Source organism: Acidimicrobiales bacterium, from assembly GCA_041394185.1.
Lineage (GTDB): Bacteria > Actinomycetota > Acidimicrobiia > Acidimicrobiales > Poriferisodalaceae > JAAETH01.
In genome coordinates this window covers 632,008-644,682 of the sequence record JAWKIQ010000003.1, presented here as the reverse complement: position 1 = coordinate 644,682, position 12,675 = coordinate 632,008, and the positions used below count along the sequence as shown (strand labels likewise).

Annotated in this window: 11 protein-coding genes; 6 read left to right on the top strand and 5 right to left on the bottom strand. The window is 64.4% G+C overall.

Annotated features, from left to right (window positions below; all coding sequences use genetic code 11):
- The first annotated feature begins 29 nt into the window (after positions 1-29).
- Both R2770_16570 and R2770_16565 read left to right on the top strand, forming a co-directional pair.
- Positions 30-1,664, top strand: a complete 1,635-nt coding sequence (locus tag R2770_16570; GenBank protein ID MEZ5282075.1) for a GGDEF domain-containing protein — start codon at positions 30-32, stop codon at positions 1,662-1,664.
- 103 nt (positions 1,665-1,767) lie between these two features.
- Positions 1,768-2,979 (top strand): acyl-CoA dehydrogenase family protein, encoded by a 1,212-nt coding sequence (locus R2770_16565; GenBank protein MEZ5282074.1) that lies wholly within the window; start codon positions 1,768-1,770, stop codon positions 2,977-2,979.
- A 44-nt stretch (positions 2,980-3,023) separates the two neighbouring features.
- Here the strand turns inward: R2770_16565 and R2770_16560 are convergent, their stop codons facing one another.
- Positions 3,024-3,980 carry a hypothetical protein gene (locus R2770_16560; GenBank protein ID MEZ5282073.1) on the bottom strand — a complete coding sequence of 319 codons (957 nt, stop codon included), beginning with the start codon at positions 3,978-3,980 and terminating at the stop codon, positions 3,024-3,026.
- 114 nt (positions 3,981-4,094) lie between these two features.
- Here R2770_16560 and R2770_16555 point away from each other — a divergent pair, with 114 nt between their 5' ends.
- Entirely contained in the window at positions 4,095-5,462 is a 1,368-nt protein-coding gene (locus R2770_16555) for a DUF2185 domain-containing protein (GenBank protein ID MEZ5282072.1), read from the top strand.
- Between the two features lie 248 nt (positions 5,463-5,710).
- Here R2770_16555 and R2770_16550 read toward each other — a convergent pair whose 3' ends face one another.
- The 3 genes from R2770_16550 to R2770_16540 all read right to left on the bottom strand — a co-directional run bounded on the left by R2770_16550 (position 5,711) and on the right by R2770_16540 (position 8,574).
- Positions 5,711-6,427, bottom strand: a complete 717-nt coding sequence (locus R2770_16550; protein MEZ5282071.1) for an Abi family protein — start codon at positions 6,425-6,427, stop codon at positions 5,711-5,713.
- 231 nt (positions 6,428-6,658) lie between these two features.
- Complete coding sequence (locus R2770_16545; protein ID MEZ5282070.1) at positions 6,659-7,291, bottom strand: 2OG-Fe(II) oxygenase; 633 nt, start codon at positions 7,289-7,291, stop codon at positions 6,659-6,661.
- Between the two features lie 1,115 nt (positions 7,292-8,406).
- A complete protein-coding gene (locus tag R2770_16540; protein ID MEZ5282069.1) occupies positions 8,407-8,574 on the bottom strand; it encodes a hypothetical protein in 168 nt (55 codons plus the stop codon).
- A 530-nt stretch (positions 8,575-9,104) separates the two neighbouring features.
- Here R2770_16540 and R2770_16535 point away from each other — a divergent pair.
- From R2770_16535 to R2770_16525, 3 genes are all read left to right on the top strand, one after another.
- On the top strand, positions 9,105-9,629 hold the full coding sequence (locus tag R2770_16535; GenBank protein MEZ5282068.1) for a hypothetical protein: 525 nt from the start codon (positions 9,105-9,107) through the stop codon (positions 9,627-9,629).
- Between the two features lie 235 nt (positions 9,630-9,864).
- Entirely contained in the window at positions 9,865-10,527 is a 663-nt protein-coding gene (locus R2770_16530; GenBank protein ID MEZ5282067.1) for an alpha/beta hydrolase-fold protein, read from the top strand.
- A 40-nt stretch (positions 10,528-10,567) separates the two neighbouring features.
- Positions 10,568-11,554 (top strand): hypothetical protein, encoded by a 987-nt coding sequence (locus R2770_16525; protein ID MEZ5282066.1) that lies wholly within the window; start codon positions 10,568-10,570, stop codon positions 11,552-11,554.
- On the opposite strand, the gene R2770_16520 is transcribed toward R2770_16525, so the two are convergent.
- Positions 11,551-12,570 carry a DUF222 domain-containing protein gene (locus R2770_16520; protein ID MEZ5282065.1) on the bottom strand — a complete coding sequence of 340 codons (1,020 nt, stop codon included), beginning with the start codon at positions 12,568-12,570 and terminating at the stop codon, positions 11,551-11,553. The two genes, R2770_16525 and R2770_16520, sit on opposite strands and share 4 nt — an antisense overlap.
- Positions 12,571-12,675 lie beyond the last annotated feature (105 nt).

The window sequence follows — 12,675 nt, the reverse complement described above, 5'->3', positions numbered from 1 at the left end:
GGCGATGTCGAAGTGTCACTCTTTGAGCGATGGGTCTGCTGTCGAGCGGGGATGAAAGCCGCGGTTCTGCCGATCGGACGCTCGCTGTCGAGCGCCGCGATGCTTCGCTGGTACGCCGCGCCAGAGGTGTTGCTGCAATAGCTATCGCACTGTTGCTGGTGACCGCTCAGCTACCAGACGATCCCGCTCCCATCGTCGATCCGGCCGTCGTCGCGGTTCTGGTGGGCCTCGGGCTGATGCTGGTAAACGTTCTCGACCCGGCCAGGCGCGACGGCGTGCCGATGTCGGTGTTGCGGCGGGCCGCGTTGGTGCAACTGGTCATCGACTCGGCGGTTGTGGTCGGTGTGGTGTGGTTGGCCGGTGCCGATCCCAGAGGTCCGCTGTGGGTTCTGCTCGTGCTTCCGATCCTCGAGGCCTCGCTGCGATTCGGTGGTCGGGCGGCGATGTTGACGCTGGGGGCGATGGCGGTCGACTACGTATTGCGCGATCTCTATTCGGCCGCTCGCTACGACACGGTCACGTTCTCTCCCGCCGTTGTCGTGCAGCGTGTCGGGGCTTTGGCGGTCATCGGCATCACCGCTGGTTTCATGGCTGCAGAACTGGCCAGGGAGGCCGGCCGGCACCGCCAGGCACGTCGTTTGGCCGAGCGCCATTCGGCCACGCTCGAGGTGGTGGCCGAGGCAGCCCGCAAGATGACGTCGCTGGATCGGGTGTCTGTGCTGCGCAGTCTCAGGTCGTCGGCACGTCAGTTGGGGTTCGACCGCGTCGCCGTGGCGCACTGGAACGGTGCGGTCTGGCGGGCCGAGGTGGTTGCCGAAGGAGAGGCCGACGACGACGAGATGTCGAGCCTGTCGGAACGCATTGCCAGAGATGTGGCTCGCAGCGCCCGCCCTTTGACCCTCGGGCCAGAACAGATTTCCAAGCTGGTGCCCGGCTGTGGTCTGGCAGCGGCCGCAGCGGTTCCGGTCAGGTCCGAGGGCGAGGTTGCGGCCGTTCTGGTCGTCGGTGGCGTGGTGTCAGACGAGGTGCTGGGCGCGCTCGAGCTCATGTCGGCTCACGCCGGCGTGGTGCTGACCCATGCGTCTGCCCACGCCGAGATCCAACGCCTGCAGAGCGAGCTTCAGCACCAGGCGTTCCACGATGCGCTCACCGGGCTGCCCAACCGAGCCAGCTTCGCCGCCCGCTTTCAGCGCCGCCGCGACCGCAGGGCCGACGATGCCAACGGCGTGGCGGTGTTGTTCATGGACCTCGACGGTTTCAAGGTCATCAACGACACCCTCGGGCACGCCGCGGGTGACGAGTTGTTGTCTGCGGTTGCCGTTCGGATTCGTGAGGCGCTGCGGCCCACCGACACCGTTGCCCGCCTGGGCGGCGACGAGTTCGTTGCGCTTCTCGAGAAGGTCACCGATGTCGAGGGTGCTCGCGCGGCCGCCGAGCGGGTTCTCGAGGCGCTCGAGGCCGACTTCGTGCTGACGAAGGCCCGGGTGCGCCTCACAGCATCGATCGGCGTGGCCTTCCGTGAGCAGCTGCCCGACGATGTCGACGAGCTTCTGCGAACAGCCGACGAGGCCATGTATGAAGCCAAGCGCGAGGGCAAGGCGCGCGTTGTGGTGCTCGACGATCCAGATGCGTCGATGGCCCACACCCATCTCGAAGCGGGTTGAACTCCTTGTTACCCACCGGTAACTTATAACTCGTTACCCACTGGTAACAAGGTTCCCGCACGCCGACGGGTCAGCCCAGCGGCGACCGACAACGGAGGGTCCGATGGACTTCTCGCTCGAGTTGAACGAAGACCAGATCCAGCTCCAGAAGTGGGTTCACGATTTCGCCGAAGACGTCGTGCGCCCCAACGCCGAGGAATGGGACGAACGCGAAGAGTTCCCCTACCCAATCGTCGAGCAGGCCCAGGCAATCGGCTTGTACGGCTGGGAGTTCATGGCCGAGGGCATGATGAACGACCCAACGGGCCTCACTCTTCCCGTTGCCATCGAAGAGCTGTTCTGGGGCGATGCCGGCATCGGCATGGCCATCATGGGCACCGGTCTGGCCGCGGCGGGTATCGCCGCCTCGGGCACGCCCGAGCAGGTCATGGAGTGGGTGCCCCAGTGCTATGGCACCCCTGGCGATCTCAAGCTCGGCGCCTTCGCCGCATCCGAGCCCGATGCCGGGTCTGACGTCGGTGGCTATCGCACCCACGCCGTCTACGACAAAAAGACCGACGAATGGGTGCTGAACGGCACCAAGGCGTGGATCACCAACGGCGGTATCGCCGATGTTCACGTGGTGGTGGCCGTTGTGGCTCCCGAGTTCGGATCGAAGGGTCACGCCTCGTTCATCGTTCCCCCCGGCACCAAGGGTCTGTCGATGGGGCAGAAGTACAAGAAGCACGGCATCCGTGCGTCGCACACAGCCGAGGTCGTCCTCGACGACGTTCGTGTTCCCGGCAGCTGCCTGCTCGGTGGCAAGGAAAAGCTCGACGAGCGCCTGGCCCGTGTCCGCGAGGGCAAGTCCGGCAATGCCCAGGCCGCCATGCAGACCTTCGAGGCGACCCGGCCCGCAGTGGGTGCCCAAGCCCTGGGTGTCGCACGAGCCGCGTATGAATACGCGCTCGAGTACGCCAAGGAGCGCCACGCGTTCGGTCGGCCGATCATCATGAACCAGTCGATCGCCTTCATGCTCGCCGACATGGCCACCGAGATCGACGCCAGCCGCATGCTGATCTGGCGTGCCGCCTGGCTCGGCAAGCAGCGCAAGTTCAAGAACGCCGAAGGCTCGATGGCCAAGCTGAAGGCCGGCCGCACCGCTACTTGGGTCACCGAGCGCGCCATCCAGATCCTCGGCGGCTACGGCTACACCCGCGAGTACCCAGTCGAGCGCTGGCACCGTGACGCCAAGATCCACGACATCTTCGAAGGCACCGAGCAGATCCAGCAGCTGGTGATCAGCAGGGCGATCTCCGGTCTGCGCATCGAGTAGCGCTTGCAGGGGGTTTGTGCGGATTTCGGGTCGTTCGGTACCCTCTAGTCCAGTCGCTCTCCTTCGAGGACGACTTCTGTTTGCTCGGTGGCTTGCACGACTGCCCTTAGCCGGTTGCCGAAGTCTGCCAGTCTTTGGTAGGTCGTGAGCAGGTGCAACGTTGACTCGTGCTGGCCTTCGAGAAGGTCGAGATCCAGGTCGGTTGCGAGGTGGACGCGCACGTTGATCTGTCCCCGATTCCCGTAGGGCACGACCGTCACACCAACGAGTTCTCTGTAGGAGTCTCGGGCTTCGATGCCTCCCGAAAGCGTCGGCAGGTCGTCAGCGTCGAGGGGGAACTGTGTGAGCCGGTCCGCGAATTCAACGACTGTCTGATCGGCGAACCAGGCACGTCCCGTGCCAGCGAAGCCCTGGGAGTGGCATTTCAGGGCGAGCCGGCCGGTTCCGTCGTGATCGTGTTGCCAGCAAACGGCCAGCTGGTCGCCAGTCAGGATCTCGGCCCGAGTGGCCCAGGTCTCGATCTCGACTCCTTCGTTTCTCCTGGCCGTCTTGAACCAGCTGGCAAGGTCGGCCCAACCGATGGTGGTGCCGACGCCGAAGCGGGTTTGGAGGTGCAGATCCAAAGCTTCGATGTAGCGGTCGAGCGTGGGGTTCTCCCAATCTGATTGTGATCTGCGGAGGTCGTGCCGTAGCGCCCGGAGGACGTCGCAAAGCTCTGCTGCCGTTCTGACCGGGTATTCGTCTGATAGTGGATCGATGAATCCCTCGCTCCACAGCTCGGTTTCATCGCTGGACACGAACTGCTTGACCGCGTCTCGGGTGAACGGAAGGCCAGAAGCTGGAAAGTCCCGACCGAGGAACTCGAACAATGAGTCGATGTCGTGGGGTCCCAAGGATGCCTTGTAGCCGGCAAAGTCATCCTGCGTTTCGCGCCACGAGGCGTAGCGCTTCTTGGACAAGCACATACCCGTGCTCGTATAGACAACTGTCAGCGAAGCCACTGGGCCACACTAGATCGAAGCGCTCGTCGGGCCGGTGGAAGGGGTCGCCGGTGCCGTCGATTGCTGTGCCAGTCTTGCATGGTGTTCGGCAAGCGGAGACGAGAGCGGGCATCGATGGTGTCCGATCCTGTGGAACTGCTTGGTGAGGTCGAGTTGTCGTCTGGGACCCTGGTCGTCATCGACTTCGGATTGCTGGGCATGTGGTCGCACTCGGAATCGCCTCAGATCGAAGATGGTGATCCCGAGCTCGCCGAGCGGGCGAACTCGGCAGTCGACCTTCAGATCGTCGGACCCGATGCGACCGAAGTCGCTCGTCATCTCGATCTCGCCGCAGCGAAGGAGACGTTCGTCTTCGACATGCCGCCCGACGGAATCGACACCGTGCGCTCGAAGGTCGCCTCGGTCTGCGACTCTCTCGGGCTAAAGGCGCGAGTGGTGGAGGTCGACCGCATGCCGCACGGCGAGCGCGTGGCTCGACTGGTTGCGCTCCAGCCGGTCGGCGTCGAGGTGCCGTTCCACGGACCATGGGCAGTGGCCGCGGGCGGATTGCCAACGGGGGTCGCGCTGCCGGTCCGCGGCGTTCGGATGCCATCGGACGCGCCGGATGCGGGTCGCTGGAAGTCCGTGTGGCTCGATGTCGCCGATGGTGCTGTCGCAGACTCGATCGAGATGGGCCATGTGCCGGTCGACGAGGCCCGGCTGATGCTGTGCGACCTCGATCTGCTCGGCGCGTGGGTGCACAACGAGTCGCTCGACGGCCTCTACGACGTCGCGTTCTGGGGGCGCGATGCTGTCGAGGTCGCCTCGATCACCGGTGCGACGCAGGACCCATTGCTAGGAAACGATGCATTCGGTTGGGCCGACCTCGGTCTCGACCGTGCGCGAGAGGTCGTGACCGAGATTTGGGAGGTTGAACAGGCTGGCGAGTTGAAGTTCGCTGCCGACGTCAGGCCGAACAGCCACCACCATCAGATCCTCCGGCAAACGGTCAACTCACCGACGGAGTCGGGTTCGATCGAACTCGCCGGGGGACGTGGCGTCGGCTTCTTCACGACATGGGGCGACGGCGTGTTTCCCGTCTACCGAGATGTCGCCGCGGACGGGACGCTCCTGCGGGTCCGAGTCGAGCTCGGCAGCGCTGAGATCGTGGCTCGTTCGAGGCGACTTGAAGAACTCTGGTTCGGCAGCCTGTCCCAGCTGGCCTTCGTGAGCGCAGCAGTCGCCAACGACGGGGCGCCCGTCGGCTTCGTGTATCGCGAGCCCACCGATCGAGAGAATGACAGCGGCTGGTGTGTGCTTGCCGGCAACGAGTCCGACGAGTATCTCGATGATCCGGCCAACTTCGTTCTCCTGCCGCTCCGCAATGTGATCGCGTTCGACGAGCAGCTCGAGGAGTTGTTCTCTCGACCGGCGCCCGTCGCGTTCGAACGGGCGCCCACCGGTGAGCTCCGCGAGTGTGAGCCGCCCGCAATCCGGGACTGAGCAGCGTGCGGGCGCGTCCCCGACGTGTGGCCGGATCCTCGAGCTCGTTTCAAACCTGAGGAAGACTACATCAGAGCCGAGGCGATCAAGGCGGCGCAAGGTCTCACGTCCGCCGGCTATATGGTTGGTCTGTCGGGCGTAGTCGCTCGCGATCGCAAGGTGACCTTCAGGCTTGGTGCGCCGGAGCCAGCGGCGTCATAGCCAGGCAATCTCGGGTCTGCGGATCGAGTAGTTCTGTGCCCTTGCCATCACGGTCGTTGCGCCAGGATGGCTAGGAAGGGCGGTTGCTCTTTGTGGATCTCTGCGAGTGGCGGCGATATCCACCGGAGCAACTCGACACAGTCATGCCAGACCTGCCCGAGCGGGAGCATGGTTGTTGTGCCCGGCGCCTGGATTCCGTCGATGATCGGCTCGTGGTGAGCGCAGCGGTTGCGAAGCCTCTGGAAGGTCTCTGCCCGAGCGTGAACGTCCTTGCGGGTCGGTCGTCGTGGCTCGCCGTTTCTGTTCAGCTCGCCGGTCGCGAAGCCACGTCGCAGCGCAGGTCGCCAGAGTCGGCGGTCATAGTCGATCGAGCGCCCGAGGGCGGAGTGGCCGCCTTTGCTGAGGAGCCGTACCCAAGTGCCCAGCGACAGCTCAGAGATGACCTTGCCTGCACCGACCGAGCCCTTGTCGAGCTTCCTTCTGTACTTCTGCACGACGTCGGTGAGCATCTCCGCTGTGATGTCGTCGAGAAGCAGAGACGAGCTCGTCCACCACGTCTCCGAGCCGCAGAGGTCGGTCAGCTGCTGGTGAATCGTGTTGCGTAGCGCCACCTCCAGGTCTGCAGCCAGAGGTGCGAAGCTGCTGGTGAGTTCTATGTTCCAGCGGTACAACTCCCAGGCGTGCCCGTCGTCCGAGGCGGCAGCGCGGAAGCGGTCGAAGCGCGGTGTGGAGACCGCCGACTCGATCGCAGGGTTGAAACTCATCCCGGTTGATGGTACAGTCCGAAGTAATTCCCCGGTGTCGCTAATGCTTCGGCATGCGCCCGGGGTATTGATTTTTTCGGTCTGAGCGACCGCCCCCCGTCACGCTTCGGCGCCGCTGGCGCCCGAAGGGTTCCCGAAGCGTGACGGGGGCGGCAACCCGATTCACGAGGAATCGACGGGCCGCCGCAATACGGACGATGCTCCACGGCGCGTTGGTGGGTGCGGTGGCACTCAATCCGGGTCGTAGAGCCCGAGGCGCTCGGTCTCGCGCACGAGTTCGTCCATGACCGCCGGCGGGCTGGCGGCGACGATGTCGTTCCGAAGAACCAGCTTCGTTCCTCGCTCGACGGGCTTGCCCTCGTTGAGGATGCCATGGTCGAACACGACGATCCGACCGGACTTGACCGCAACGGTCTCGCCGTCGATGACGGTTTCGCCCCCGACGCATTCCTCGGTCGGCAGATAGGCGAGCAGCGTCAGGAGGCTCCGTCGCGACTCGTCCGGCCGCCAGGGTTCGTCCTCGTGCTCGGAGAATGCGCCGCCCATCGAGTACAAGTAGAACCGGCTCAGAGGATTGCATCCGAGGAAGGTCCACTCGTCGATCGGCGGATCGAGTCGGGGCGTACCGGGGCCACCGAACCACTCGCCAGGCCGTCCCAGATACGGCGAGACCGCGTCCCAAAGCAGCTCGGCGATCTGAGGCGACTCGACGACAGCTCGTTGCCGTGCGGTGAAGGCACCTCGGTTCAGGTCTTGCGGTTCGAAGTCGGCTGAAGCGGCGGCGTCGCTGATCGCCGCCAGATCCGTTTCCGAGAGCGCGCTATCGAGCACGCGAATGTCTCGGCGCCGACGCTCGAACTGCATGAGTTGAGAGTACGACGCGGAAGATCCCGTGGAGGCCAGGTTTGCTAGGCGATGCTCCTGGCCGTGTTGCGTTGTGCTGGATGGCCGTTCTCGGGACGAGCCGGCCAATGCCATTCGGGCCGCAGCGACATCACCTCAGTTGCACCGACTGATCTACGTCTCTGAGCCGGTGCGGTGCTCCCGTCTGCATCGGTTCCCAGCCCGACTCGAGGGCGAACTTGATGATCGACGAGACAGCTGCGGGTGACGTGGGGCGTTCCTCGCCCCACGTCTATGGTCCAGTTTGAGCTTCGAGTCGCTGGCCCGAACCCGATCCATGTTGAACAGTGACCATCGCGTAGCCGCTGTCCATCGACAAGGCCCACCGGTATGGCACCCCGTCGACGACGATTCTTCGGGAGTTGCGCTTGGAGAGAGCCATGTACGCGACCATAGTTTTGGAGGCGAGAGCTGCGAGGACGATCCCTACTCCCATCCCTACTTTCGGCTCGGAGAAGGGATGAACAGCGGTTTGCATCGGAGAGCTGTAGTCAGCGTTTCCCCTGGTCAGGCAACGAAAACGGCCACAGCGGTCACCAGTGGCTAAGTCTCGGAAGACCCACTACATCTTCGAAGGCACCGAGCAGATCCAGCAGTTCGTCACCAGGAGGGCGATCTCCGGTCTGCGCATCGAGTAGCAAAGACCAGCTCAGACCAGGTTTCTATGTCTAGGGAGGTGGACACCCGGTCCACCTCCCTTTCCATCTCCCGATTCGATGTGTCCGATGTGAACGCTCTCGAGCCGACCGAGCTCCACCTGCGGCGTGGGCGAGTTGCTCGATCCCGGCTCACACCTCGTGATCCGAAGTCAACGTGATGCCAGTCGAGTTTGGTGTTGTATCGGACCAGACTAACCCGTCCCATCGGAACAAGTAGGTGCGAATGACCACGTCATCTGGGCCGCCGTAGATGGCGACGTCCACAGCGACCACATCGGATCGGTCGGTGTCGTATGTCGCAGATGCGGCGAACAATCTGGCTCCATTGGGGAGCTGAATGCCGAGCGGGGGGTTTCAAGGACGTCGACACTTGGAACGGCCGTAGCTCCGCCGTGGCGGATGAGCTCGACGAGGAGCTCATCGGACACCGGAATCAACACGTTGCCGAGGGGTGAAGGTACCTCGGTTCAGGTCTTGGGGCTCGAAGTTGGCAGAACGAGCGACCTCGCCGATAACGGCCAGGTCGTCGTCGGAAAAGGCGTCGTCGAGCACGAAGATGTCCGGTCGAACCCGAGATGCGCTCATGTCTAGAAGTCTGGCTCAAGGGCCGCCGGGTTGGGGATCGCATCTTCCCGGCCCGGCTTCGAGGGGATCGACGAGGGTGCAAGACTCTTCCGGTGGAGTGGACCGACGACATGACCTTGCGCTTGGCACCAGGGACCACGACGCAGGAGCTTGCGGCGTTCCTTGGTGAGGCTCGGTCGGGAGACGCGTCTCGGCGCAGCACCCTTCTCGGGTTGGCGGAACGGTTCGGCTTGTCGTTCGAGGACGCGCGGTTGTGCATGGGGCGACACGAGGCGGGAATCGTGCGTGCTCGCTCTGGGAACTCAGCGAACGAGCCAGACCGAGCGAAGGATCCAGTCGCGTGGTTGTCGTATCAGCAGGAGATGGGCTTCTCAGCTGGCGACGACGTCGATCCGTTCTCGCTCGCGCAGCGCGAGCAGGCAGCAGCGCTCCTCGACCGAGCGCGTCGCAGAGAGCCGACCAAGGGCACGGAGGACGTTGGTGTAGCGATCATCGCCACAGAGTTGGCCGCTACGTCGACGGAACCCGACGTGAACCGCTACTACCTCCTCCTCGAGGCTGCGACGGCCGTATCGGTGGCCGCCGAGACTCTGATCGACACGCTTGGCAAGCAACCGTGTGCCCAACAGGGTTCGCAGCAATGGGCCGACGGCCTTGCGCTTGCAGGTGCTGCTCGCGCTATCACAGCGAAGTTCGCCGCTCAGCCCGATCCGGAACTGGAGGAACGCGGGCTCGCTCTCGTCGGTCGGATCGTCACCCGGGTGCTGGGCCAGTCGTATGCGCACGTCGGCCGAGCGATGTATGAGTCGGCACTTTGCATTCAACGCAACGGCGACCCCAATCGGGCTGCCGAGCATGTCGACGCTGTGCTGACAGACTTCGCGCCGCTCCTGCGCCGGTTCGAGGACGAGGACCCCGTCGACGAGGACGTCATCGCGCTTGAGTATCTCCGAAGCTGCATCAAGCTTGTCGCACAGGTTCGCGGGAGCAGCAGCGAACTTCGGTCGCTTCTCAGCCAAACTGAAGAAGCGCTCGCCCGCGGCATCTTGGAGTGATATCCGAACGGTCGGCCATCCCTACTTTCGGCTCGAAGCAGGGATGATCAGCGGTCCGCAGCGGACACCTCGAATCAGTGTTTTCCCTGTTCAGGCAACGAAAACGGCCACAGCGGTCACCAGTGGATAAGTCTCGCGATCTCCGGTCTGCGCATCGAGTAGGAAAGCTCAGCTCAGACCAGGCTTCTGTGTCGCTGCGGTTCCGAACCTCCAGCGTCTTTGCGAGAATCACTTCGTGGCTTCGCTGGGCGGTTCGCTCGTCAACGAGATGTTCGACTTCGACGGTGGCCGCCGCGTGACTATGTACGTTCCACCTGGTCCGCCCAGGTCGGTCGTCTATGCCGCCGATGGCGGGTGGCATACCGAACGGCTTGCTCGTGCACTTGAGACTCCGCCGGAGAATCCGTCGACGGTGATCGTCGGCGTTCACGGCCTCGACGATGACGATGGGCGCCTCCACGAGTACGTCGAATCGTTCGGACGTGAGCGCTTCGAGGCGTTCGAACGGTTCTTCGTCGACGAGGTGAACGCGTGGGCGACGTCTGAGCTGGGCGTTCGGCTACCCGCCGAGCGCACTGCGGTCTGGGGCGCCTCGTTGGGTGGAGAGTTCGCTCTGGCCATGGGGTTGCGCCACCCGGCGAAGTTCGGCGCCGTCCTGTGTGCCTCGCCAGGTGGTGGCTTCACGCCAACCAGTTGTGAGCTGCCGTCTGAGGTTCCCCGCTCCTATCTGGTCGGCGGAACGCAGGAGCAGTGGTTCTTCGACAACGCGACGAGGTGGGCGGACGCACTAACCGATGCGGGTGGAGACGTCGTAATCGAACAGCGCGACGGAGAGCACGGCGGCGAGTTCTGGTACGACGAGATCCCCCGGATGATCGCCTGGGCATTCACCCGCTGACGCCAAGCCACGGACCACGGCACCGCTGTACGCTCGGCGCGTGTCCGACCACAGCGAAGTCATCGAGTGGATTGCCGATTCCGATCCGGCGCTGCAGTGGCAGGTCGCGCGCGACCTGCTCGACGCACCTGAGGTCGAGTGGGCGTCGATTCGCTCACGCATCGAGTCCGAAGGTGTGGGAGCCGCGCTGTTGTCTCTGCAAGGCTCCGACGGCCAGTGGTCTGGGGGAGCGTTCGTGCCCGGCGGCTACGACTGGAGCCGAATGCGGGAAGAGGGCCAGCCGTGGACCGCTACCACCTGGGCGCTGACGCAGCTTCGTGAGTTGGGGTGGGATCCTTCTTCGCCCCGAGCTCGCGAGACGGTTCGGCTGGTGGGTGAGAACGCCCGCTGGGACCACGATGGCCAGCCATATTGGTCGGGCGAGGTCGAGGAGTGCATCAACGGCCGGACGGTTGCCGACGGTGCGTACTTCGGTGTCGACGTCGCCCCGATCGTCTCGCGACTGGTAGGCGAGTCTCAGCCCGACGGCGGGTGGAACTGCGAACGGTGCAACGGATCGATCAGGTCGTCGTTCGCCACCACGATCAACGTTCTGGAGGGCTTGCTCGAATTCGAGCAAGCGACCGGTGGCACAGCCGAGTCGCGCGCTGCTCGGCGGCGGGGCGAGGAGTACTTGCTGCATCGTCGTCTGTTCCTGCGGGCCTCTACCGGTGAGCCTGCCGACGCGCAGTTCCTGTCGCTGACATACCCGACCCGCTGGAGGTACGACGTCCTCCGGGCGCTCGACTATTTCCGGTCCGCAGCTCGAGCCGATGGCATGGCCCCCGATGAGCGTCTCGCGGAGGCGATCGAGCTGGTGCGTTCGAAACGCGACGAAGCCGGTCGATGGCGCATGGATTGGAAGCCCCGTGGGCCGACGTTGCTAGACCTGGACGAAGGGCCAGGCCACGCGTCTCGCTGGATCACCCTGCGAGCACTTCGAGTCCTGCGCTGGTGGGACGATCACAACGACAGGCGCGCCAGCTAGTCGACTTCGTTGTCGTGGCGCCTGCGGTGGCATGGGCTGCAGCGGAGCTGGAGTTCGTCGGTGTGGGTGCGTCGGGTTTGGTGCCACGGCGGGTTGTGGTCGAAGGTCAGCAGATCCGATCGCCCACAGTCGATGCAGGCGCGATCGCGTTCTTTGACGAGCCGCTTCTGGCGCTTGTTCGGCAGGCGGCGCCGGGTGGAGGCGTTTACGGGCTTGCGGTCTGCGCCGTGGATGAGGAGCCGCACAAACGACCGGTCTAGAAGGCGGGCGACAGCCGATTCGGTCACGGGTGTGCCGTCGTCGAGCGTGCACCCGTCGCCGCGGACGTGGACCACGACCTCGTAGTCGATGTTGCCCCGCCCACCCCCGCCGGTGCCGTCGATGAGTCGGGCCAGGGCGTCGTGGCGCTGCTGGGCAACCGTTGGCCAGGTGCCGTCGGGCTCTCGCTCGAGCTTGGCGCGCATGACCTCGCTGTCGATGGCAGCCTGAAGGGCTCCGCCGATGATGCCGTTGGTGCGGATGGTGGTGGTGCGTGTGCCGTCGGCGTGATTGCGGATGTGAACCGAACGGTCTCGTCGATGGCGAGCGTCTATGACCTCGCCGGGCTCGTTGGCCATGGTCCAGGCCGCTATTGCTTCTGGAAGGTTTGCCGCTGGAACTCGCTCGGCCAGATCGAGAAGCTCGGCCTCGTTCTCGGCGGTGAGGTATCGGGTGAGGACCTGGATCTTGGCGTAGCTGAGCCTGCCTTCTGCAAATGCGCTCGCGGACGGACCAAATGCGCCGAGAGTGCGACCGATGCGTATCCACTCACGCACAGTGCTGGGGGCGACGTCGAGGCGTTCGGCAAGCCAATGGGCAGCCGACGGAGCACCTTGGGCGATCCACACGGGACCGTCGGCGAATCTCGCCGACCCGATGCACAGGTCGAAGTGGCCGCGGGAGATTCGCCTTCCGAGCTCGACCAGGCCTTGAGCCACCCTCGTCTCGGTCGCGAGTTGCTCTACATCGACCATCATTTCTTGCCCCTCACCGTTGTTTCTGCTGCCTTTGGTGGCTCTGACCGCTTTTGGCGTAGGCCAAAAGCGTACTGAGGGGGTGGGACAGCAAATAAGGACCCCAAA

Bases quoted from the DNA above. Each gene is read 5' to 3' on its own strand.
- R2770_16520 (MEZ5282065.1), bottom strand. From the start codon at position 12,570: ATGATGGTCGATGTAGAGCAACTCGCGACCGAGACGAGGGTGGCTCAA.
- R2770_16545 (MEZ5282070.1), bottom strand. From the start codon at position 7,291: ATGCAGTTCGAGCGTCGGCGCCGAGACATTCGCGTGCTCGATAGCGCG.
- R2770_16550 (MEZ5282071.1), bottom strand. From the start codon at position 6,427: ATGAGTTTCAACCCTGCGATCGAGTCGGCGGTCTCCACACCGCGCTTC.
- R2770_16565 (MEZ5282074.1), top strand. From the start codon at position 1,768: ATGGACTTCTCGCTCGAGTTGAACGAAGACCAGATCCAGCTCCAGAAG.
- R2770_16540 (MEZ5282069.1), bottom strand. From the start codon at position 8,574: ATGAGCGCATCTCGGGTTCGACCGGACATCTTCGTGCTCGACGACGCC.
- R2770_16570 (MEZ5282075.1), top strand. From the start codon at position 30: ATGGGTCTGCTGTCGAGCGGGGATGAAAGCCGCGGTTCTGCCGATCGG.
- R2770_16555 (MEZ5282072.1), top strand. From the start codon at position 4,095: ATGGTGTCCGATCCTGTGGAACTGCTTGGTGAGGTCGAGTTGTCGTCT.